Source organism: Nocardioides sp. CFH 31398, assembly GCF_022436705.1.
In the GTDB taxonomy this organism is placed as follows: Bacteria; Actinomycetota; Actinomycetes; order Propionibacteriales; family Nocardioidaceae; genus Nocardioides.
This window is the reverse complement of record NZ_JAKUHT010000001.1, coordinates 209760-229765: the sequence shown is the minus strand read 5'-3', so window position 1 is coordinate 229765 and position 20006 is coordinate 209760. Positions and strand designations below refer to the sequence as shown.

Below are 20006 nucleotides of genomic sequence, written 5' to 3'. Positions count from 1 at the left end.
TCTATCGGCCCCCTCAGCGGCGGGCGCCGGGCACCGTCAGGTCCGCCCAGACCATGCGGTGGTCGGAGCTCGGGAACCCGTTGGTGTACGACGGGTCGTAGACGCCGGTCAGCCGCGAGAGGGGGTCGGCGAGGACCGGCCAGAACACCCCGGCCGCGCGGGTCTTCAGCGGCCGCGACGGCAGGACGTAGTCGACGCGCAGGTTGCCGCCCGAGCCGGGACCGTCGCTGAAGTCGGCGGTGTCCAGGGCCGGGTCGCCGCGGTGGGAGGTGTTGACGCCGCCCTGCCGGCGCGACGCCTCGGCGGCACCCGCGCTGCGCGGCAGGGGGTCGCGCACGAGCGGGTGGTCGACGACCTGGCCGGCGGCGCCGGGGAGCCCGTTGCCGTCGTCCGACGCGTCGGCGTTGAGGTCGCCCATCACCACGAACGGCGAGCCCGGCTCCAGCCCGCCGCGCCTGCCGTCGTCGTCCACGAGGTAGGCGGACCGCTTGCCGGGCGACACGTAGTCGGCCCAGAGCCGGATCTCGTCGGCGTTGCGCCTGCCGTTGCGGTCCTCGGGGCCGTCGAAGCCCGGCGGGGTCGGGTGGCTGGCCAGCAGGTGGACCGTCCGTCGCCCGACCCGGATCGGGACGTCGGCGTGGTTCTTGCTCGACAGCCGCACCACCTCGAGCTCCTCGGGCGTGAACCAGTCGGCGGGCTCCGGGGTCGACAGGTCGTCGGGCAGCCGCGCGCCGGGCATGTCGGCCCAGCGGAAGTCCTGGAAGGTGCGCACCGCACGCTCGTCGATCGGGTAGCGCGACAGGACGGCGAAGCCGTACTGGCCCTCGAACTCGCCGAAGCCGAACGCGTCGTCGCCGTACGCGCGGCCGGTGGTGCCGACCTGCCCGTCGTTGTTCAGGTCGAACCCGCTCGCGACACCGGTGTTGGAGTCGAGCACCAGCGAGTGGGCGTAGCGGATCGGCTCCGCCCCGCCCTGGCCGACGGCCAGGAAGTTCTCCTGGAAGTCCTCCAGCGACTGCCCGGAGAGGTCGACGTCGAGCTCGTTGAGCAGCAGGACGTCGGGACGCTGGCGCTGGATGATCTCCGCGACGTTGCGGACCTCGGCGTCCTGCGCCTCGTCGTCGGCGTCCGCGAGGTCGGCGGCGAGCTCGCCCTCGGTCGTGCGGAACATCGACACGTTGAAGGAGGCGAAGCGGACGGTGTCGACCTTCCCCGGGCCCTTCGGCCCCCCGGGCCCCTCCGGACCCCGGTCGGGAGCCGCGACGGCGCCGCCGGAGAGCGGCAGGGCGAGGGCCGCGGCGAGCGTGCCGGCGGCGAGCAGGCGGGCGGGGCGGGACAGGGTCACGGGTCCTCCGAGCAGGACGGGTGGCGGACTGGTCGTGGGAGTTGCTACCACACGGTCGCGACGTGGGGGTGAACGCGACGACCCGCCCACCGCCACCCCGGCATCATCGGGGCATGAGCCGGGCCGTGATGGAGAAGGTGTTGTGGCCGGAGGTGAGCCGGTCGTTCGGCGAGCGCGGCGACAGCCACGTCGGTGGCGCGGTCGTCGGGGCCGCGGACGCCGCGAGCCTGGGCGGGCCGGCCGGACGGGTGGCCGCCCACGGCCTGGCCGACCTGTGGCCCCAGGGCCCGGAACCGTGGTCGGTCGACGTCCTGCGGTACGCCGCGGCCCCGCTCATGCGGCACCGCACCCCCGCCGCCGACACCCCGTCACGGCCGTGGCCGACCTACCCGCACGGGTTCCTGCCCGCCACCGGGGCGATCGTGCCGGTCTGGGACCTGGCCACCACCCGTGTGCCCGTCGGGGCCGAGGTGTGGCGCGTCCACGCGGGCGGCGCCGAGCAGCACCTGCTGACGTACGACGGCCCGGCGTACGGCTGGCGCGGGGCGATGGCCTGGGCGCCGACCCTCGGGCTCGTCGGGCCGCGTGCGCAGTGGCAGGGGCGCGAGTGGATCGCCGCCCACGCCGCCGACCCGTCGTGGGTCCAGCTGGTGGCGTACGGCGACCCACCGGACGCGACCTTCGACTCGCCCCGGCCCGGCGTCGTGACCCGCACGGTCCCGCTGGCCGAGTGCGCGCGGGTGTTCGCCCTCGACCTCCGGGGCCGCTGGGCCGGCTTCGACGTCCGGTTGCTCCACACCTCCGGCGGCCCCGGTGGTTCAGCCCGCGTCGAGCTCGTCGACCCCGACCCGGAGCAGGCCGCGACCGTCGGCGCCACCGCGGTCGAGCCCGGACGCTTCGAGATCACCGTCCGGGCCGACCAGGTCGAGGCGGGGGAGAGCCACGTGCTGGAGTCGGACGCCTAGCGCCCTCCCCGCGTCCTACTGCGCCAACGCCCCCATCGGGTCCCAGGCGGGCAGGACGATCGGCGGCGTCGCGATGGCGTCACGGAGCTCGGCGGGGAGCGCGTCGACCCGGCACGCGGTCTCGAAGACGTGCTCGTCGAACCAGCCGTCGGTCATCGTCCAGAAGCCCTTGTCGGCCTTGTCGGTGCCCCACGAGTTCTCGACCCGCCAGCGGCGCGGGACACCGTCGACGACGTCCACGCCGCTGAACAGCATCGCGTGGTTCATCGCGGTCGCGCCGTGCAGCAGCCGGTCGACCTTCGTCATGTCGCTCGTCGTGCCGTAGACGGCGTCGTAGTCGAAGAGGTTCGCGTCCCACACCCCGCCGTCGCGGTCGTGCATCTTGCCGGCGTCGCAGCCGAACCACACCGGCTCGCCACCGACGATCGAGTCCGCGGCGATCCGCTTCATCGTCGCGACGTCGACGTTGAGGTAGACCACGGGCGGGCCGCCGACGACGTTGCCGAGGTGCTCGACCGTGAAGGTGCGGCCGACCGGGCTGGTCGGGCGGGGGTCGTGGACGAGGCAGACGTAGTCGTCGAGCGGCAGCGTGGCGTAGCGCTGGGCGAACTCCTGCGGCGTCAGCGTGCCGTCCCGGTGGAAGCCCTTGTCCTTGTCCCGCCACTGCCAGTCGAACGAGGTGGGCGGGGTGCCGAGGTGGATGGCGAGGATGCGGTGGACGGTCTCGAGGACCCCGTCCTTGCGCTCGCGCAGCGCGTCGGCGGACTCCCCCGACGCCGCGGCCGCGCGGAGGTCGCGGGCGGACTGGCGCAGGACGTCGCCCAGGTTGCGGTTCAGCTGGCGGGTCTCGGACGACGACTGCGTCTCCGGCATCACCGACTTGGGGACCAGCCCGTGCTTCTGCACCAGCGCCACGAACATCGTCCACTGCCCGCCGTCCTCGGTGGGCGAGCCGAGCAGGTGGGCGACGGTCCGGTCGTCGACGTCGCGGTCCGCGGTCTGGAGGATCGACTCGAGCCAGAAGTTCGCCTTCTCGAGCTTGTCCCAGAACTGCAGGTAGGACTGCGAGAACTCGAACTCCTTGACGCCCAGCTTCTCCGCGGCGCCGACGCGCAGCAGGTTCAGGCCCGCGAACATCCAGCAGCGTCCGCTCATCTTCTGGTTCGTGGCGGACCAGTCGTCGAGCTGGTGCGACATCGACCGCTCCGCGGCGACCGCGGCGCGGTGGTCGAGGGCGACGGCGTCGACGGCGGTCTTCGTCACCGCGTTCTGCATCACCCGCGCGTGCGGGTCGGCGTCGAAGGCCTTCGCCAGCTGCTCGATCCGGTCGGGTGAGATCGCTCCGGTCATGGGTGCTCCTGCGCTCATCGATTTTTCGGCGGTGCCGCGACAGTACGCCGCACCCGCGGACCGCCTACCTCAGGCAGCGCACCGTGCCGTCCTCGACGAGGACCAGGCCGTCGGGGACGGCGGTGACCGTGCCGGCGGCGTCCTCGTCGCCCGTCAGCGGCGCGCTCCACTCCGGCGACGCGATCGTGTCGAGGCCCTCGAGGTAGGAGACGGTGCCGTCCTGCGCCACCCCGTAGAACCCGTCGGTGGTCGGCAGCACCGAGACGTACTCGCTCGTCAGCACGTCCAGGTCCTCGTCGTACAGGACGCCGCCCGCGGCCAGGAGCTCCTCGCCGTCCTCCCACGACCAGGGGGCGTCGCGACCCTCGGGCAGCGTGAGCTCGTCGCCGACCGGGCCCTCGCGGTCGAGGACCCACCCGGTGCGGTCGTCCGGCCCGGACTCGCCGGCGGTGACCGAGTACGCCGTCGCCCCCAGCACCCGCCCGTCGCGCAACGTCCAGGCGGCGACCAGCTCGGTGACGGAGTCGTCGGACCACAGCGTCTCCCCGTCGCCGAGGTCGAGCGCCTGCGTGCCGTCCTCCGAGCCCAGCAGCACCATCTCGCCCGCGACGACCACCCCGGGCTGCTCGCCCTCGGGCGTGATGCGCCACCGCTCCTCGCCGGTGCGCCCGTCGACGCGGCGGACGCCGTCGTCACCGAGGAGCACGAAGTCACCCTCCGCGGAGAACCCCACCGTCAGCACGTCGTCCGCGGTCCACAGCTGCTCGCCCGTCTCCCGGTCGAGCGCCTCGACGGCCCCCTCGCCGTCGTCCTCGCTCATCAGGGCGACCTCCTCGCTCGCGCCCGCGAAGGTCCCCTCGGTGTCCCACAGGGGCTCACCCGTGCCGGACTCGACGACCTCGACGACGCCGGGGGCGCCGGAGCCGACGTCGGCGAAGGAGTAGGCCAGCGCCGTGTCCTCGGTGATCGAGCTGATGAACGAGGCCTGCTCGAAGTCCGCGGACCAGCCCTCCTCGCCGTCGGCGTCGAGCACGACCATCGAGGTGGGCGAGTCGTACTCCGCGCCGCGGTTCCAGCGCACGAGGACGCCGTCGTCGACGGTGGTGTCGTCGGGGTACGCCGAGACCGCGGTCGCCGCGTCGGGGGTGTAGGTCCAGGCCTCCTCCGGCTCGTCCTCGGCCGGGGCGGGCAGCTCGACGTCGGTGCCGTACGAGTACGCCTCCGCTCCCCCGCCGCCGTCGCGGAGCAGCACCCAGGCGCCGGCGCCGGCCAGCAGAGCCACGGCCACCAGCGAGCCGCCGACGACGAGACCCGTCCGGCGTCTCCGCGGCGTCGGCGCGCCCCACCCGGGCGGCGGGGCGGCGTACGGGTGCGGGGCGGCGTACGGCGGCGGGGCGCCGTACTGCGGCGGGGACGGCGGGGCCGCGTCTCGCGGCAGGCCACAGCGCGGGCAGGCCGTCTGGGCCGGCACGAGGTAGGCGCCGCAGCGCGCGCAGGAGACCACCACGACCTCGGGTCTTCCCCGCGTCAGGGGCCTTCAACCGCCCCGGTGAATTACAGATCTGTAGTTCCAGTGAACACGTGTTACGGGTGTGATCAGTGTGATTACAGTGACTCGCCGTGCCGACTCGGGCGGCACCTTCCCCGCCGATCGGAGCCCCTCGTGACCCCCTCGACGACCGCTCGTGTCCGTCGCAGCACCCCCCGCCGCGTCCGCGTCGCCGCCGCCTGCACGAGCCTGCTCGGGCTCGTCGGCGGACTGCTCGGCGCCGGCGCGACCGCCCCCGCCGCCGCGAACCCGGTGACCCCCGGCAACCTCACCGGCTACGGCTTCGACCAGTGCGAGGCGCCGTCCCAGGCGGCCATGACGCGGTGGATGGAGACCTCCCCGTTCCTCGCCGTCGGCATCTACATCTCCGGGGCGTCGCGGGGCTGCCGCGAGCAGCGCAACCTGACCCCGCAGTGGGTCAGCACCCAGCTCGCCCAGGGCTGGGAGCTGCTGCCGATCACCCTCGGCCCCCAGGCCTCCTGCAGCCCGCACTTCCCGCGCTACGGCAACGACCCGACGATCAACCCCACGCCCGGCGCCGGCAACAACTACACCGCCGCGCGGGCGATGGGCCGCACCGAGGGCCAGCGCAGCGTCGACGCGGCGAGGCGTCTGGGCATCGCCCCGCGCAGCGTCCTCTGGTACGACATGGAGGCATTCGACGTCGGGAACACGCACTGCCGCGAGTCGGCCCTGGCGTTCGTCTCGGCGTGGAACACGACCGTGAAGCGGCTCGGCTTCACGACCGGCCTCTACTCCAGCGCGGGCTCCGGCCTGAACGCGTGGGACGACGCCCGCGTGAACCGGCCCGGCCGGTACGTCATGCCGCAGTACATCTGGTTCGCCCGCTGGGACGAGGTCGCGAACTCGTCGACCTCCTACCTGCGCGAGGACGGCTGGCGCCCGAACCGTCGCGTGAAGCAGTACCGCGGCGGCCACCTCGAGACGCACGGCGGCGTCACCATCAACATCGACAGCAACTGGCTCGAGGTCGGCAAGGGCTCACGCGCGCTGCCGCCGGTGACCAAGTGCGGCGACGTCCTCGTCGACCTGCCGCGGTACGGCGCGCTGACGCCCGGCGCCAAGGGCCGGATGGTCTCGGCCCTGCAGTGCAACCTGAGGATGCGTGGCTTCTACTCCGGGGAGCCCACCGGTCGCTACGACGACGCCACCGGCGCCGCGGTGGCGGCGTACCGCCGTGACCGCGGCATGGACGGCGGTCGCACCTGGGGCCGGACCGGCTGGGTCCGCCTCGCCTCCGAGGGCGCCCGCCCCGTGCTGAAGCTCGGCTCCAACAGCTGGCACGTGCGCCGCGTGCAGCGGATGCTCAACGCCACCGGCCTGCGCGAGGGCGCCGTCGACGCGTACTACGACCGCGAGGTCGCCGACGCGGTGAAGCAGTGGCAGGCACGGGTGAAGCAGCCGCAGACCGGGATCGTCACCGAGGCCAGCTGGCGCGCGATGAGCTTCGGGCGGGGCGTCTGACCCCCGCTCTGTGACCCGGCTCGCTCGCACGGACCCCCGTCATCCCCCGCGGCCTCACCCCCCATCGGCCGCAGGGGATGATCGGGTCATGAGCCCGCTTCGCCTGTTCCGGGTCGTCGCCGTCACCGAGGCCCTCACCTGGGCCCTGCTGCTCGTCGGGATGGTGCTGAAGTACGTCACCCGCACCACCGACGCCGTCGTCAGCGTCGGCGGGATGCTGCACGGCGTCGCGTTCATCGCCTACTGCCTGACCACCGTCGTCGTCGCCCTCGACCAGCGCTGGCCCGTCGGTCGCACGCTGCTCGGCCTCGTCTCGGCGGTCCCGCCGTTCGTCACCCTGTGGTTCGACCGCCGCTCGGAGCGGCGCGGCCACCTCGGCACGAGCTGGCGCCTCGCCACCGAGCGCCCCACCGGGACGCTGGAGCGGCCCGCGGCGTGGCTGGTCCGCCGTCCCGCACAGGGGCTCGGCGTCGGCGTCGTCGCCGTGGCCGCCCTGACGGGCGTCGCCCTGCTGGTGGGTCCGCCGGTCGGCTGACTCGCCGGGCCGCGCGCCGACTACAGCGCGGCCGCGACCGCGGTCAGGCTGGTGAAGAAGCCGAGCCCGTCGGTGCCGGGACCGCACAGGTCCTCGACCGCGTGCTCCGGGTGCGGCATCAGGCCGACCACGTTGCCCGCGACGTTGGTGATGCCGGCGATGGCGCGCAGCGAGCCGTTCGGGTTCGCGCCGACGTACGTCGCGACGACGCGGCCCTCGCTCTCGAGCACGTCGAGCGTGGCCTCGTCGGCGACGTAGGACCCCTCGCCGTTCTTCAGCGGGACGACGACCCGCTGGCCCGGCTCGTACGACGCCGTCCACGGGGTGGCGGCGTTGCGGATCTCGAGGGTCTGGTCGCGGCAGACGAAGCGCTGGTGGTCGTTGCGGACGAGGGCCCCGGGCAGCAGGTGCGACTCGCACAGCACCTGGAAGCCGTTGCAGATGCCGAGCACGGGCATGCCGTCGGTGGCGGCCTCGACCAGCGGGCCCATCACCGGGGAGAACCGGGAGATGGCCCCGCAGCGCAGGTAGTCGCCGTACGAGAAGCCACCGGGCAGGATGACCGCGTCGACGCCGGACAGCGTGGCCTCGCCGTGCCACAGAGCGACGACGTCGTGGCCCGCGATGCGGGCGGCGCGCTGGGCGTCGACGTCGTCGAGGGAGCCCGGGAAGGTGACGACGCCGACCCTCACGCGTCCACCCCCTGCGTCTGCGCGACGGCCTGCTCGACGTGCACCCGGTAGTCCTCGATCACCGGGTTGGACAGCAGGGTGGCCGCCATCTGCTCGACCTCCGCGAGCCGCTCGGCGCCGAGGGAGCCGTCGGCGTCGGCCTCGAGCAGGAGCTCGAACCGCTTGCCCTGGCGGACGCCGTCCACGCCGGCGAAACCGAGGCGGGCGAGCGCGCCGGAGACGGCCTTGCCCTGGGGGTCGAGGATCTCCGGCTTGGGCATCACGTCGACGACGACCGTCACAAGGGGCGCGACCATGGCCGACAGCCTAGGGCGACGCTCAGCAAGCCCTCAGCCCGGCTGGGCACAATGGAGGCATGTCCACCTCGTCCGGTCCCCGCTCCGCCGCCGCGCTGAACCTGCAGTTCCCCCAGTCGCTCGCCGTCTACGACGAGTACACCGACGCCCAGCGCGCCGTCGACCACCTCTCGGACAACGAGTTCCCGGTCGAGAACTGCATGATCGTCGGCACCGAGCTGCGCCAGGTCGAGCGGATCACCGGCCGCCTGACGAGCGGCAAGGTCGCCGGCGCCGGCGCGCTGAGCGGCGCCTGGTTCGGGCTGTTCATCGGCCTGATCTTCTCGCTGTTCGGCGAGGAGAACGTGTTCGGCGTCATCATCGCCGCCGCCCTGTTCGGCATGGCGTTCGGCGTCATCTGGGCACTCATCGGCTACGCCGCCACCCGCGGCCGCCGCGACTTCTCCAGCGTCTCCACGATCGTCGCCACCCGCTACGAGGTGCTCGTCGAGCACAAGCTCCTCACCCGCGCCCAGGAGGTGCTCGCCACGCTCCCCGGCGGGCGCGGCACGGCCAACCCGTTCGGCTGAGACCTCAGGGGTCTCTCCTGCCTCGGGTTTCACCAGCCGGCTGGTGAAACCCCGACCTGGCCCCCGAAGCTTCGGGGGCCAGGTCGGCACTTCGTGGGCCCGGTGCCCACGGCCTCGTCGTCGCCACCGAAAACCGGTCGCGCGCCGGGCGACCACCGCCCCACGATGAGGCGATGCCCGACACCACCCAGCGCGCCACGGTCGTCGTCGTCCACGGTCGGACGGCGGAGGTGCTCGGCGCCGACGGCGCCTCGCAGCCGGTCCGCCTCGCGCCCGGCCTCGCGCTGACGCCGGTCGCCGGCGACGAGGTCGTGGTCGCCGACGGGCGACTGGTCGAGGTCCTCCCCCGGCGTACCCAGCTGACCCGCCCGGACCCGAACGGTCACGAGCTCCAGGTGCTCGCCGCCAACGTGGACCTGGTCCTGCTCGTCGCGCCCGCCGACCACGGGCAGCGTGAGGGCGCGCTGGAGCGGATGGCGATCATGGCCTGGGACTCGGGCGCGACACCGCTCGTCGTCCTCACCAAGGCGGACCTCGCCGACGACCCGGACGCGCGCCTCGAGCGGGCCCGCGACGCCGCGCCGGGGGTCGAGGTGCTCCTCACGAGCACCGTCGACGGCCGGGGGCTCGACGCCCTGCGCTCCCGGCTCGGCCCGGGGACGACGGCGACCATGCTGGGCGCCTCGGGGGCGGGGAAGACGTCGCTGCTCAACGCGCTGGAGGGACTCGACGAGGCGACCCGCGAGGTCCGGGCCGACGGGGAGGGCCGGCACACCACGACCACGCGGCGCCTCTTCCGCCTGGGCTCGGGCGGGACCCTGCTCGACCTGCCGGGCGTCAGGAACCTCGACCTCCACGCGAGCGAGCAGGGCGTCGCGACCGTGTACGCCGACGTGGCCGACCTCGCCGCGGAGTGCCGGTTCGCCGACTGCGCCCACGACACCGAGCCCGGGTGCGCCGTCACCGGCGCCGTCGCGGACGGCGCACTGTCGCCGCGTCGGCTCGAGGGGTGGCGGGCGGCGCAGCGCGAGCTGGCCTACCTCCACCGCCGCACCGACCCGGCCGCGCGGGCAGCGAAGCTGCAGGAGTGGAAGCGGGTGACCCGGGAGTCGCGGGGGCGGCAGCGGCCCTGAGGCCGACCTAGCGGCGGTTCTGCAGCACCACGATCCCGAGCGCGACCCCGAGACCCGCGAGCGCCGAGCCGAAGCCCGCGGCGCCGCGGGAGTCGGCGAGCGGGCCCCCGACGTACCCCAGCCCCTGGAGGGCCGCGACGCCGCCGAAGGCGAGCATCATGGCCGCGAGGGTGAGCCCGAACCAGTGCGCGACGGTCACGGGCCCATCCTCGCAGGCCTCACAGGGGCCCTCGGGCGAGGCTCAGGAGAGCTCGCGCTTCAGGATCTTGCCGGTCGAGGTCATCGGGAACTCGTCGACGACCTCGATGATCCGGGGGTACTTGTAGCCCGCCATCTCCTCCTTGGCCCAGGCCTTGAGCGAGTCGGGGGTCTCGTCGGTGTCCTTGTTCAGGATGACGAACGCCTTGATCTCCTCGCCGTGGGACTCGTGGGGGACGCCGATGACCGCGGCCAGCGAGACGGCCGGGTGGCTCATCAGCACCTCCTCGATCTCGCGCGGGTACACGTTGAAGCCGCCCCGGATGATCATGTCCTTCGAGCGGTCGACGATGTAGTAGAAGCCGTCGGCGTCCTTGCGGCCGAGGTCGCCGGAGCGGAACCACCCGTCGACGATCGCCTCCTCGGTGGCCTCGGGGCGGTTGTAGTAGCCCTTCATGATGTTGTGGCCCTTGATGGCGATCTCGCCGACGGTGTCCTCGCCCTCGGGGAGGTCCTCGCGCTTGCCGGGGTCCGGGTCGATCAGCTTCATCTCGACGCCCTCGATCGGCCGGCCGATCGAGCCCACGCGGGGCTCCTCGCCCCACGGCGAGAAGCTCGCCACCGGCGAGGTCTCCGAGAGGCCGTAGCCCTCGAGGATCGTGACGCCGAACTTGGCCTTGAAGTCCTTGTGCACCTCGCCGGGGAGGGCGGCCCCGCCCGCGGCGGCCACGCGGAGGTTCTCGGCGAGGCTGGAGACGTCCACCGGGGACTCGTCGAGCGCGCCGAGCAGGCCCCAGTACATGGTCGGGACGCCGGCGAAGAACGTGACGCCCTCGTTGAGCATCAGCTTGAGCGCGGCGTGCGCCTCGAAGCGCGGCAGCATGACGACGGTGCCGCCGAAGCCGAACCCGGCGTTCTGGATCACGGTCTGCCCGAAGGAGTGGAACAGCGGCAGCACGCACAGGAACGTGTCGGGCTCGTCGACGTTCGCCCCGAAGATGTTCTGGCCGGCCAGGGCGTTGTCCCGCATGTTGCGGTGGCGCAGCTCGGCGCCCTTCGGCTTCCCGGTGGTGCCGGAGGTGTAGAGGATGACGGCGGTCTCGTCGTCGTCCACGTCGACCGAGTCGAACTGCGGCGAGGCCTGCGCCATCGCCCGGCCGAGCGTCTCGGTGCCCTCGATCGGGGAGTCCGCCGCCGGGTCCGCGGTGATGACGAAGAAGTGCTCGCAGCCGTCGGTGGCGTCGAACCCGGCCTTGCCGGCCTCCGCCATCGGCAGCTCCTCGGTGCCCTGGAAGCAGAAGTAGGCCTTCGCGTCCGAGTCGTCGAGGTGGTAGGCGACCTCCTTGCCCCGCAGCAGCACGTTGAGCGGGACGACGGTCGCGCCGGCCTTGAGGATGCCGTAGTAGACGATCGAGAAGTACGGGATGTTCGGGCAGGTCAGCGCCACCTTGTCGCCCGGCTTGATGCCCCGGTCGACCAGGACGTTGGCGACCATGTTCGAGGCGCCCTGCACCTCGGCGTACGACAGACGGGTGTCGCCCATGACGATCGCGGTGCGATCCGGGTACGACGCGGCGGTGTCCTCGAGCAGGCGGGAGAGGTTCGTCATGGGCGAACCCTACGGGCCCGGGTGACCCTGGTCACGCGACGGTTACCCGGTGGTACGACGCTCGATCGCGCGGGCGGCGGCCTTCAGGTCGGCCCGGACGCCCAGGGGGCCGACGATCCGGATGCCGAGGCCGATCGGCATCCGCCAGCCGGGGGCGTCGACGTCGACGACGGCGACCACGTGCGTGCCGGGGCGGCCGTCGGTCTCGGTCGGGGTGAACGTCATGTCCAGGCGGGCGACGAGGCCGCGCCACTCGCCGCGCTCGGACCAGGCGCGACCGGGCTCGTCGACCGTCACCTGCATCAGCGGCTTGGCGCCGACCAGCGTGACGTCGTACCAGCGGGCGCCCACGCCGCGACCGGGCCCGGGCAGGCGGTCGATGCGCCGCAGGCTCGACTGCCAGTCGGGCCGCAGGGACGGGTCGGCGAAGTAGTCCTGCACCGCCTCGGGCGGTGCGGCGACGTCGACCTCGAGCGTGAACCCCATCCGGATCTCCCTGTCTCGTGCGTCAGAACCGCTGTCCGGTCAGTCTCTCGTAGGCCTCCACGTAGCGCTGCCGCGTCAGGTCCACGACGTGCGTCGGCAGCTCCGGCGGGGGCGCCTCGCCGGTGCGGTCCCAGCCCGACTCCGGCCCGGTGAGCCAGTCGCGCAGCACCTGCTTGTCGTACGCCGGCGGGGTGACGCCGGGCTCCCAGGCGTCGGCGGGCCAGTAGCGCGAGGAGTCGGGGGTGAGGACCTCGTCGCCCAGGGTGAGCCGCCCCGGGTCGCTCGCGTGCGAGTCGTCGGTGCCGAGCTCGATCTTCGTGTCGGCCAGCAGGATCCCCTGAGCGCGGGCGATGCCCTCGGCTCGGGCGTAGACGGCCAGGGTCACCTCGCGCAGGGTCTCGGCCGTGGCCGCGCCGACGGTGGCCACGACGGCCTCGAAGGAGACGTTCTCGTCGTGGTCGCCGAGCGCGGCCTTCGTCGCGGGCGTGAAGATCGGCTCGGGCAGCCGGGAGGCCTGGGTCAGGCCGGGCGGCAGGGCGATGCCGCAGACCTCGCCGGTGGCGCGGTAGTCCTCGAGCCCGGAGCCGGTGAGGTAGCCGCGCGCCACGCACTCCACCGGGTGCATGGTCAGCGGCCGGCACACCAGGGCGCGGCCGCGCAGGTGCTCGGGGACCCCGTCGGTGCTGCTGACGACGTGCCCGGGCACGAGGTCGGCGAGCTGGTCGAACCACCACAGCGACATCCGCGTGAGGATCTCCCCCTTGTCGGGGATCCCGGGGCTGAGCACGTGGTCGTAGGCCGAGATGCGGTCGCTGGCCACCATCAGCAGGTGCCCCGCGTACGCGCCGGTCTCGAGGCGGTAGAGGTCGCGGACCTTGCCCGAGTGCAGGTGCGTGGCGCCGTCGACGGTCGGCGCGGGCGGGATGCCGTGCGCGAGGGGGTCGCCGGCGGACGGACGGGGCGTCTGGGGGTCGGCCACGGGCCCAGTATCCCGTCCGCGCGACCCGGCCGGCCCAGCCGGCTCAGCCGGTCGTGCGGAACCCGCGACCGGCGACGTCCGTCTCGGGCTCGACGTCGTCGACCGTCACGGCCTCGACCCGGGCCGGCGGCGGGCCCTCGTGGGCCCAGGCGACGAGAGCGTCGACCGCCTCGACCGGCCCCTCGGCGTACGCCGCGACCGAGCCGTCGGGCTCGTTGCGGACCCAGCCGTCGACACCGAGCCGCCGGGCCTCCTGCTCGGTGGCCCACCGGAACGAGACGCCCTGGACCCTCCCGGTCACACGGAGCCGGACCGACCGCTTCCCGTCCACAGGCGCAGCCTGCCACGCGCCCTGCACAGGACGGGCCGCGCGCGGGTGCGGGGACGGTGCGGCGGACGCAGGGTGGGGGCACGCGGCCGACCCGGGCCGCGACCCTGGCCCGAGGAGGACCGATGGACCTCGCCTGCTCCTACGCCGGCATCGCCGGCGCCGCCGAGGTGGCCGAGCGGCAGGCCACCCACACCGGCGACGTCACCCGCTACGTCCACGACGTCTGCACCCGGTACGACGCCTTCCGGGGCGCCGTCGCCGGCCTGGGCGCCGTCTACGCCACCGCGGTCGGCTCGGCCTGCGACGGCCTGGACCGCAGCGCCCGGGCCGCCCGGCGGTGGGGCGGCGCGGCCCGCGACACCGCCGACGACCTCGCGGACGTCGACGCGCTGGCCCGCCGCGTCGTCGAGCGGCTCGCCGAGCTGCTCCCGGGACTTCCCGACGACCTGGTCCCGGTGGCGCCCGTCGAGACGCACGTCGGGCTCGGCGCGTGCCTGCCGTCGGCCGTCCCGGGCGCGCTGGCCGGCCCGGGCGGCTCCCCCGTCCCGCTCGACGACGTGCTGGGGCTCGACACCGGCGCCTCCGACGTGTTCGCGGCCGACGAGCCCTCGGAGCCCCCAGAGCCCGACGACCCCGGCGACCCCGGCGACACCGGCGACCCCGGCGCCGGGGTGGGGTCGGAGGACGACGTGGGGTCGGAGGACGACGGGGCGGCCCGTCGGCTCGGCGAGCACCGACCCCTCGCGCAGGCGCTGGGGGCGGGCTGGGACCTCGCCGACGCCGTCGACGAGGCCGTCGGCGCGGTCGACGCCCTCGGTGCGTCCATGACCGCCGGCGCGGACGCGCAGGACGACGCCGCGGCCTACGACCGCGTCGTCGCCGGGGCGGGCGCGTGAGCGCCGCGGCCGTGAGCGAGCGGTGGGACGCCGGGTCCGCCGTCTCGGGTGCGGCCCCGGAGGTGTCGACGGCGGGCTACCTCGACACGCTGCGGGAGGAGGCGGGGTGGACCGTCCGGTTCGTCGACTGGGCGGTGCGCTCGCTGACCGGCCACGACCTGGTCGCGGAGGCGCTCGAGCCCCTGGCCGGCGACCCCGGGGCCCTGGCCTCGATGCAGCTCGGCTGGCGGCAGGTCGCCGAGGCGCTCGGCGCCGTCGGCGCGAACCACACCGACCTCGCCGGCCAGCTGCCCGGCGTCTGGGAGGGCGGCGCCCGCGCCTCCGCGGGCGAGGGGCTGGCCACCCTGGCGGAGACGGCGGCCCGGCAGGCGGAGGCGGCCGGGATCGTCGCCGAGCAGCTCGGCCACGTCCTCGCGGTCTCGACGGCCACCGCCGAGACGGTGTGCGCGGCCCTGTCGGTCATCGACGACGTCGTCGTGATGCTCGGCGTCAAGCTGCTCGCCGGTCCGGTCGGGACCGCCCTGGCGGGCGTGACCCTGCCCGCCGACGTGGCGCGGATCCTCGCGATGCTCGACCGGATCCGGTCGGCCGTGCTCCGGCTGGTCCGCGCGGCCGAGACCTGCGCCGAGGTCATGGCGCTCGTCCAGGTCGGCCTCGACACGGCCGCCGTCGCCGCCGAGGCGGTCGCGGTGGGCAGCCACCACGCCGCGGCCTCCCGGATGGACGACGTGGCCGGCGTGGGGTTCGCGTGAGCGCAGGTGGCCTCGGCCCGGCCGCGCTGGGTCCCGACCAGGCGTGGGCGCGGCTGCGGGAGGCGGCAGCGCGCGCCCGGGAACGGACCGCCGCCACGGTGTCGGCGCTGGCGGCGGAGCGGGCCGTGATCGAGCGGGAGCGCCGCGAGCACCCGTCGTACGACGAGGCGCGGCGGGAGCGCGCGCGGCGCGGGGCGTCGCGGGCCGACCGCACCGTGGGCCCGCCGTAGGCTGGCGCCATGTCGGTGGTGAAGATCAACGCGATCCACGTGCCCGAGGGCGGAGGGGCCGAGCTCGAGAAGCGCTTCCGCGCCCGCGCCGGCACGATCGAGAGCACCGAGGGTTTCCTCGGCTTCCAGATGCTGCGCCCGACCAAGGGCGAGACGCGGTACTTCATCGTCACCCACTGGGTCGACGACGCGGCGTTCGAGGCGTGGATGGGCGGCCAGGGCCGCGCCGCGCACTCCGGCGAGCGCGCCAAGCCGGTCGGCACCGGGTCGGACCTGCTCGAGTTCGAGGTCGTCCTCGACGTCGCGCCGTACGACGAGGACGCCGAGCCGTGGGAGGACCTGGAGGACTGACCCTCCCACCGGCCGGGCACCCTGGACCCGTGACCTCCGCCGACGCCGACCTCGCGAAGGACGGCGGGCGGGAGGACGACACGACCGAGCCGGACCCCCGACGCTGGCGGATACTCGCGGTCGCGCTCGTCGTCGGGTTCATGTCGCTGCTCGACGTCACGATCGTCAACGTCGCGCTGCCCTCGATCCGCGCGGGCCTCGAGACCTCCGCGGGCACGGCCCAGTGGATCGTGTCGGGCTACGCCCTGACGTTCGGGCTCACCCTGGTCAGCGGCGGCCGGCTCGGCGACGCGTTCGGCCGCAAACGGCTCATGATCGTCGGGCTGGCGGCGTTCATCGCCTCCAGCGCGCTGGTCGGCTTCGCACCGAACGTCGAGCTCGTCGTGGCCGCCCGGCTGCTGCAGGGCGCCGCCGCGGGCCTGCTGACCCCCCAGAACTCCGGGTTGATCCAGGACCTCTTCCGGGGGCCGGAGCGGGGCCGTGCCTTCGGCCTCTTCGGGTTCACGGTGTCGGTCTCGTCGGCGCTGGGCCCGCTGATCGGCGGCGTGATCATCGCGCTGCTCGGGCCCGACCTCGGCTGGCGGGCGATCTTCCTCGTCAACGTCCCGATCGGCCTGGTCGCGATGGTCTTCGTCGCCCGTCTCGTGCCAGGCAGACCACCCGGTGGCTCGGGGCCGGTGCGGCTCGACCTGCCGGGTGCGCTGCTGCTCGGCGGCGGCGTCCTGTGCCTGCTGTACCCCCTGGTGTCGCTGGAGGGCGGCGCCCTGCTGCCGCTCGCCCTGCTGCCCGGCGTCCCGATCCTGCTGGCGGCGTTCGTCTGGTGGGAGCACCGCACCGTCCGCCGCGGGCACGCCCCGCTGCTCGACGTGACGCTGCTGCGGCAGGTCCCGGGCTACGCGAACGGCATCGCCGTCGGCACCATCTACTTCACCGGCTTCACGGGGATCTTCCTCGTGCTGTCGGTCTTCACCCAGGAGTCGCTCGGGCTCACCGCGCTGATGTCGGGGCTGGTGATCACCCCGTTCGCGATCGGCTCGGCCTTCTCCTCGCCCGTCGCGGGCCGGCTGGTCTCCCGGATGCACCGCCGCATCACGGTGATCGCGTTGACCGTCAACATCACCGGCGTGGTCGCCGTGGCGCTGCTGGCGCCGTACGGCTTCGACAACGGGTGGTGGCTGGTCGTCGTGCTGGTGCCCCTGCTCGTCGCCGGCCTCGGCGGCGGCGGGGTCGTCTCCCCGAACCTCACCCTCACCCTCTCGGAGGTGCCGCCGCGGATGGGCGGAGCGGCCGGCGGCGCGGTCCAGACCGGTCAGCGCATCGGCTCGGCGCTCGGCGCCGCGCTGCTGATGACCGTCTACCAGGTCGCCGTCGGCTCCGGCATGAGCGGCGTCGACGCCCTCCGCGCCGCCCTGCTCACCGCGGCCGCGATCCTGTCGGTCGCCCTCGTCCTCGCGTACGTCGACCTCCGCGCGGAGCGTCGTCGCTAGCGCCCCGCCACCCCCTCAGGACACCGAGTCGTCCCGAACGCACCCTCTCAGGACGCCGAGTCGGCCCGAACACATCTCCTCAGGACGCCGAGTCGGCCCGAGCCCTCCGTCGCCACGGGGCCGGCTCCCCCGCGAGCCACCAGGCGAGCCGCCGGGTGATCCACGGCAGCGCGACGTACGTCATGACCGGGGTGAGCAGCAGCGTTGTCAGCAGGACCCGCGGCGCGATGGGCAGGTCCGGCAGCACGATCGACAGCACCCACCCGACGAGCAGGCTGAGCGGGAAGAACGCCAGCCAGATGGTGGTCGCCTGCTTCCACCGCGGTGGCGCGGCGGGCGCCGGCTGGTCCACGGTCGTCTCGACCGGCTCGTCGAACCACCCCTCGATGCCGGTACGACGCTCGACCCGCGACTCGACGACACCGAGGCCCGAACCGGAGCTGCGCCACCACTGGCGCTGCGGCGAGTGCTCCCAGTGCTCGAGCGCCGAGGAGTCCGCGAAGCGGTAGAGCATGTGCCAGTCCTGCGAGCCGACGTCCGGGCGCACCCACCCCGCCCCGAGGAAGCCGGGGAAGCGCTCGGCGAGGCTGATGCCGGCGGTCAGCCAGCTCACCACCTCGGCCTCGTGCCCGGCGGGCACGTGGCGCGTGATGGCGACGGTGACCGGAGGGCCGGCGTGCGCGGTCGACATGACCTCATGGTCCCGCGACGGTCCGGTTCGGGCCGACTCGGCGTCCCCAGCGCGTGCGTCCGGGCCGACTCGGCGTTTGCGCACCGGGCCCGCGGGCAGCATGGCGACGTGCTCGACACGCTGAAGCTGTTCGCCGACGACATCGCCACGCTCTGCGTCCCGGGGGAGACGCCTCTGGCGGTGGGCGGGGTGATGTACCACGGCGGGGCCGAGCGGGCGGTCGGCCAGGTGGACCCGCGATGGCGGTCGGTGCGGTTCGACGGGGTTGGCCTCAGCAGCGCCCGCGCCGAGCTCGCCGTCGAGCGGATGGTCGGCGGGGAGACGCTGCGCTCGTTCCCGGGCAGCGACGCGGAGGCGGCCAAGCGCGCGGTCGAGGCCTCGGACAACCCGGCGCTCCTCGTCACCGACCGGCGGGTGGCCGTCGTCCGTGTGGCCCCGAGCCCGGTGCTGCACTGGGCGGTCCCCCGCGAGCGGGTCCTGCACGTCGCCCACCGGCGCCACTGGCTGTGGCAGGGGCGTCTCGAGGTGGCCTTCGTGGACGGCTCCTCCGTCCGGCTGGTCGCAGGCGCGCTGCTCGCGCGCCGGGCCACACGGCTCGCGCGCGCCTGGGCCGGGGGTCGCTAGAGGATCGCGCCCGGGTCGTACGACGCCGCGTCCGGGTGCAGGGCCGCGAGGGTCTCGACGCGGTCCACGACCGCCGCGACCTGGGCGACGGCGGCGCCGGTGAACTCCAGTGGGTCCGCGACGAGCGCCTCGATCGCGGCCCGGTCGAGGCCGAGGCGCGGGTCCGCGGCCAGGCGCTCGAAGAGGTCGTTGTCGGCCCGACCGGCCCGCATCTCGAGCGCGACCGCGACGGCGTGCTCCTTAATCGCCTCGTGCGCGGACTCGCGGCCCACCCCGGCGCGGACCGCGCTCATCAGCACCTTCGTGGTGGTCAGGAACGGCAGGTAGCGGTCCAGCTCGCGCTGGATGACCGCCGGGAAGGCCCCGAACTCGTCGAGGACGGTGAGGAAGGTGCGGAACAGCCCGTCGGCGGCGAAGAAGGCGTCGGGCAGCGCCACCCGGCGGACGACGGAGCACGACACGTCGCCCTCGTTCCACTGGTCACCGGCCAGCTCACCGACCATCGACAGGTTGCCGCGGACGACGACCGCGAGACCGTTCACGCGCTCGCACGAGCGGGTGTTCATCTTGTGCGGCATCGCCGACGAGCCGACCTGGCCCTCCGCGAACCCCTCGGTGACGAGCTCGTTGCCCGCCATGAGCCGGATGGTCGTCGCGAGGTTGCTGGGCCCGGCGACCAGCTGGGCCAGCGACGACAGGACGTCGTAGTCGATGCTGCGGGGGTAGACCTGGCCGACGCTGGTCAGGACGCGTGCGAAGCCGAGGTGGGCCGCCACCCGCTGCTCCAGCCCGGCGAGCCGGGCGGCGTCGCCGTCCAGCAGGTCGAGCATGTCCTGGGCGGTGCCCATCGGGCCCTTGATGCCACGCAGCGGCAACCGGCCGAGGAGGTCCTCGACGCGCTCGACGCCCAGCACCAGCTCCTCGGCCGCGGTCGCGAACCGCTTCCCGAGCGTGGTCGCCTGGGCGGCGACGTTGTGCGAGCGGCCGGCCATGACCGTCGTGGCGTGCTCGGCGGCCAGGCGCGCCAGCCGGACGGCGGTCGCGACCGCCCGGTCGCGGACCATCGCGAGCGAGTCGCGCAGCTGCAGCAGCTCGACGTTCTCCGTGAGGTCGCGCGACGTCATGCCCTTGTGGACGTGCTCGTGGCCGGCGAGGGCGTTGAACTCCTCGATCCGTGCCTTCACGTCGTGCCGGGTCACCCGCTCGCGGCGGGCGATCGACTCGAGGTCGACGTGGTCGACCGCCTTCTCGTACGCCTCGACGACGCCGTCCGGCACCTCCACGCCGAGGTCGCGCTGCGCGCGCAGCACCGCGATCCACAGCCGGCGCTCGAGCACGATCTTGTGCTCGGGCGACCAGAGCGCGGCGAGGTCGGATCCGGCGTACCGGGTGGCCAGGACGTTCGGGACGCTCACGTGCCTCATGGTCCCACGACCCGTCGCGGCGGAGCGGG

The 20006-nt window shown here is 74.2% G+C and carries 23 protein-coding genes; 11 read left to right on the top strand and 12 right to left on the bottom strand.

The window, feature by feature from the left end; all coding sequences use genetic code 11:
- Positions 1–13: 13 nt before the first annotated feature.
- The gene (locus tag MJ876_RS01135) at positions 14–1345 is read right to left on the bottom strand and encodes an endonuclease/exonuclease/phosphatase family protein (protein WP_240234209.1); all 1332 of its coding nucleotides are present in this window, start codon (positions 1343–1345) and stop codon (positions 14–16) included.
- Between the two features lie 113 nt (positions 1346–1458).
- On the opposite strand from MJ876_RS01135, the gene MJ876_RS01130 reads away from it, so the two are divergent.
- A complete protein-coding gene (locus MJ876_RS01130) occupies positions 1459–2310 on the top strand; it encodes a hypothetical protein (RefSeq protein WP_240234208.1) in 852 nt (283 codons plus the stop codon).
- 15 nt (positions 2311–2325) lie between these two features.
- Here the strand turns inward: MJ876_RS01130 and MJ876_RS01125 are convergent, their stop codons facing one another.
- Both MJ876_RS01125 and MJ876_RS22045 read right to left on the bottom strand, forming a co-directional pair.
- Positions 2326–3660 (bottom strand): aminopeptidase C, encoded by a 1335-nt coding sequence (locus tag MJ876_RS01125; RefSeq protein WP_240234207.1) that lies wholly within the window; start codon positions 3658–3660, stop codon positions 2326–2328.
- Between the two features lie 64 nt (positions 3661–3724).
- Complete coding sequence (locus MJ876_RS22045) at positions 3725–5167, bottom strand: PQQ-binding-like beta-propeller repeat protein (protein WP_240234206.1); 1443 nt, start codon at positions 5165–5167, stop codon at positions 3725–3727.
- Positions 5168–5323: 156 nt separating this feature from the next.
- Here MJ876_RS22045 and MJ876_RS01115 point away from each other — a divergent pair, with 156 nt between their 5' ends.
- Entirely contained in the window at positions 5324–6694 is a 1371-nt protein-coding gene (locus MJ876_RS01115; protein WP_240234205.1) for a glycoside hydrolase domain-containing protein, read from the top strand.
- A gap of 88 nt (positions 6695–6782) precedes the next feature.
- Complete coding sequence (locus MJ876_RS01110; RefSeq protein ID WP_240234204.1) at positions 6783–7229, top strand: DUF3817 domain-containing protein; 447 nt, start codon at positions 6783–6785, stop codon at positions 7227–7229.
- A gap of 20 nt (positions 7230–7249) precedes the next feature.
- Here the strand turns inward: MJ876_RS01110 and purQ are convergent, their stop codons facing one another.
- Positions 7250–7921, bottom strand: a complete 672-nt coding sequence (gene purQ / locus MJ876_RS01105; RefSeq protein WP_240234203.1) for a phosphoribosylformylglycinamidine synthase subunit PurQ — start codon at positions 7919–7921, stop codon at positions 7250–7252.
- Positions 7918–8217: a phosphoribosylformylglycinamidine synthase subunit PurS gene (gene purS, locus MJ876_RS01100; RefSeq protein ID WP_240234202.1), complete on the bottom strand. Its 300-nt coding sequence runs from the start codon at positions 8215–8217 to the stop codon at positions 7918–7920. Before purS ends, purQ begins: the two co-directional genes overlap by 4 nt.
- A 59-nt stretch (positions 8218–8276) precedes the next feature.
- Between purS and MJ876_RS01095 the strand changes: the two genes are divergently transcribed.
- Together MJ876_RS01095 and rsgA are read left to right on the top strand one after the other, a co-directional pair.
- Entirely contained in the window at positions 8277–8786 is a 510-nt protein-coding gene (locus MJ876_RS01095; RefSeq protein WP_240234201.1) for a general stress protein, read from the top strand.
- Positions 8787–8959: 173 nt separating this feature from the next.
- Complete coding sequence (gene rsgA / locus MJ876_RS01090; RefSeq protein WP_240234200.1) at positions 8960–9919, top strand: ribosome small subunit-dependent GTPase A; 960 nt, start codon at positions 8960–8962, stop codon at positions 9917–9919.
- A gap of 7 nt (positions 9920–9926) precedes the next feature.
- Here rsgA and MJ876_RS01085 read toward each other — a convergent pair whose 3' ends face one another.
- The 5 genes from MJ876_RS01085 to MJ876_RS01065 form a co-directional block, all read right to left on the bottom strand.
- The gene (locus MJ876_RS01085) at positions 9927–10118 is read right to left on the bottom strand and encodes a hypothetical protein (RefSeq protein ID WP_240234199.1); all 192 of its coding nucleotides are present in this window, start codon (positions 10116–10118) and stop codon (positions 9927–9929) included.
- Positions 10119–10160: 42 nt separating this feature from the next.
- On the bottom strand, positions 10161–11726 hold the full coding sequence (locus tag MJ876_RS01080) for a long-chain fatty acid--CoA ligase (RefSeq protein ID WP_240234198.1): 1566 nt from the start codon (positions 11724–11726) through the stop codon (positions 10161–10163).
- Between the two features lie 42 nt (positions 11727–11768).
- Positions 11769–12212 carry an SRPBCC family protein gene (locus MJ876_RS01075; protein WP_240234197.1) on the bottom strand — a complete coding sequence of 148 codons (444 nt, stop codon included), beginning with the start codon at positions 12210–12212 and terminating at the stop codon, positions 11769–11771.
- A 22-nt stretch (positions 12213–12234) separates the two neighbouring features.
- Positions 12235–13137: a phosphoribosylaminoimidazolesuccinocarboxamide synthase gene (locus MJ876_RS01070; protein WP_240234329.1), complete on the bottom strand. Its 903-nt coding sequence runs from the start codon at positions 13135–13137 to the stop codon at positions 12235–12237.
- Positions 13138–13234: 97 nt separating this feature from the next.
- The gene (locus tag MJ876_RS01065) at positions 13235–13522 is read right to left on the bottom strand and encodes an acylphosphatase (protein ID WP_240234196.1); all 288 of its coding nucleotides are present in this window, start codon (positions 13520–13522) and stop codon (positions 13235–13237) included.
- A gap of 122 nt (positions 13523–13644) precedes the next feature.
- Between MJ876_RS01065 and MJ876_RS01060 the strand changes: the two genes are divergently transcribed.
- From MJ876_RS01060 to MJ876_RS01040, 5 genes are read left to right on the top strand one after another with little or no spacing between them, the layout of a single operon-like run.
- On the top strand, positions 13645–14418 hold the full coding sequence (locus tag MJ876_RS01060; RefSeq protein ID WP_240234195.1) for a hypothetical protein: 774 nt from the start codon (positions 13645–13647) through the stop codon (positions 14416–14418).
- On the top strand, positions 14415–15170 hold the full coding sequence (locus MJ876_RS01055; RefSeq protein ID WP_240234194.1) for a hypothetical protein: 756 nt from the start codon (positions 14415–14417) through the stop codon (positions 15168–15170). Before MJ876_RS01060 ends, MJ876_RS01055 begins: the two co-directional genes overlap by 4 nt.
- Positions 15167–15400 (top strand): hypothetical protein, encoded by a 234-nt coding sequence (locus MJ876_RS01050; protein WP_240234193.1) that lies wholly within the window; start codon positions 15167–15169, stop codon positions 15398–15400. The genes MJ876_RS01055 and MJ876_RS01050 overlap by 4 nt, the downstream gene beginning before the upstream one ends.
- A 9-nt stretch (positions 15401–15409) precedes the next feature.
- Positions 15410–15751, top strand: coding sequence for an antibiotic biosynthesis monooxygenase (locus tag MJ876_RS01045; RefSeq protein WP_240234192.1), 342 nt, complete (start codon positions 15410–15412; stop codon positions 15749–15751).
- Positions 15752–15780: 29 nt separating this feature from the next.
- On the top strand, positions 15781–17238 hold the full coding sequence (locus MJ876_RS01040) for an MFS transporter (protein WP_240234191.1): 1458 nt from the start codon (positions 15781–15783) through the stop codon (positions 17236–17238).
- A 79-nt stretch (positions 17239–17317) separates the two neighbouring features.
- Here the strand turns inward: MJ876_RS01040 and MJ876_RS01035 are convergent, their stop codons facing one another.
- On the bottom strand, positions 17318–17929 hold the full coding sequence (locus MJ876_RS01035; protein ID WP_240234190.1) for an antibiotic biosynthesis monooxygenase: 612 nt from the start codon (positions 17927–17929) through the stop codon (positions 17318–17320).
- Positions 17930–18037: 108 nt separating this feature from the next.
- Here MJ876_RS01035 and MJ876_RS01030 point away from each other — a divergent pair, with 108 nt between their 5' ends.
- Entirely contained in the window at positions 18038–18553 is a 516-nt protein-coding gene (locus MJ876_RS01030) for a hypothetical protein (RefSeq protein ID WP_240234189.1), read from the top strand.
- On the opposite strand, the gene purB is transcribed toward MJ876_RS01030, so the two are convergent.
- Entirely contained in the window at positions 18550–19977 is a 1428-nt protein-coding gene (gene purB, locus MJ876_RS01025) for an adenylosuccinate lyase (RefSeq protein WP_240234188.1), read from the bottom strand. The genes MJ876_RS01030 and purB overlap by 4 nt on opposite strands.
- Between the last annotated feature and the right edge of the window lie 29 nt (positions 19978–20006).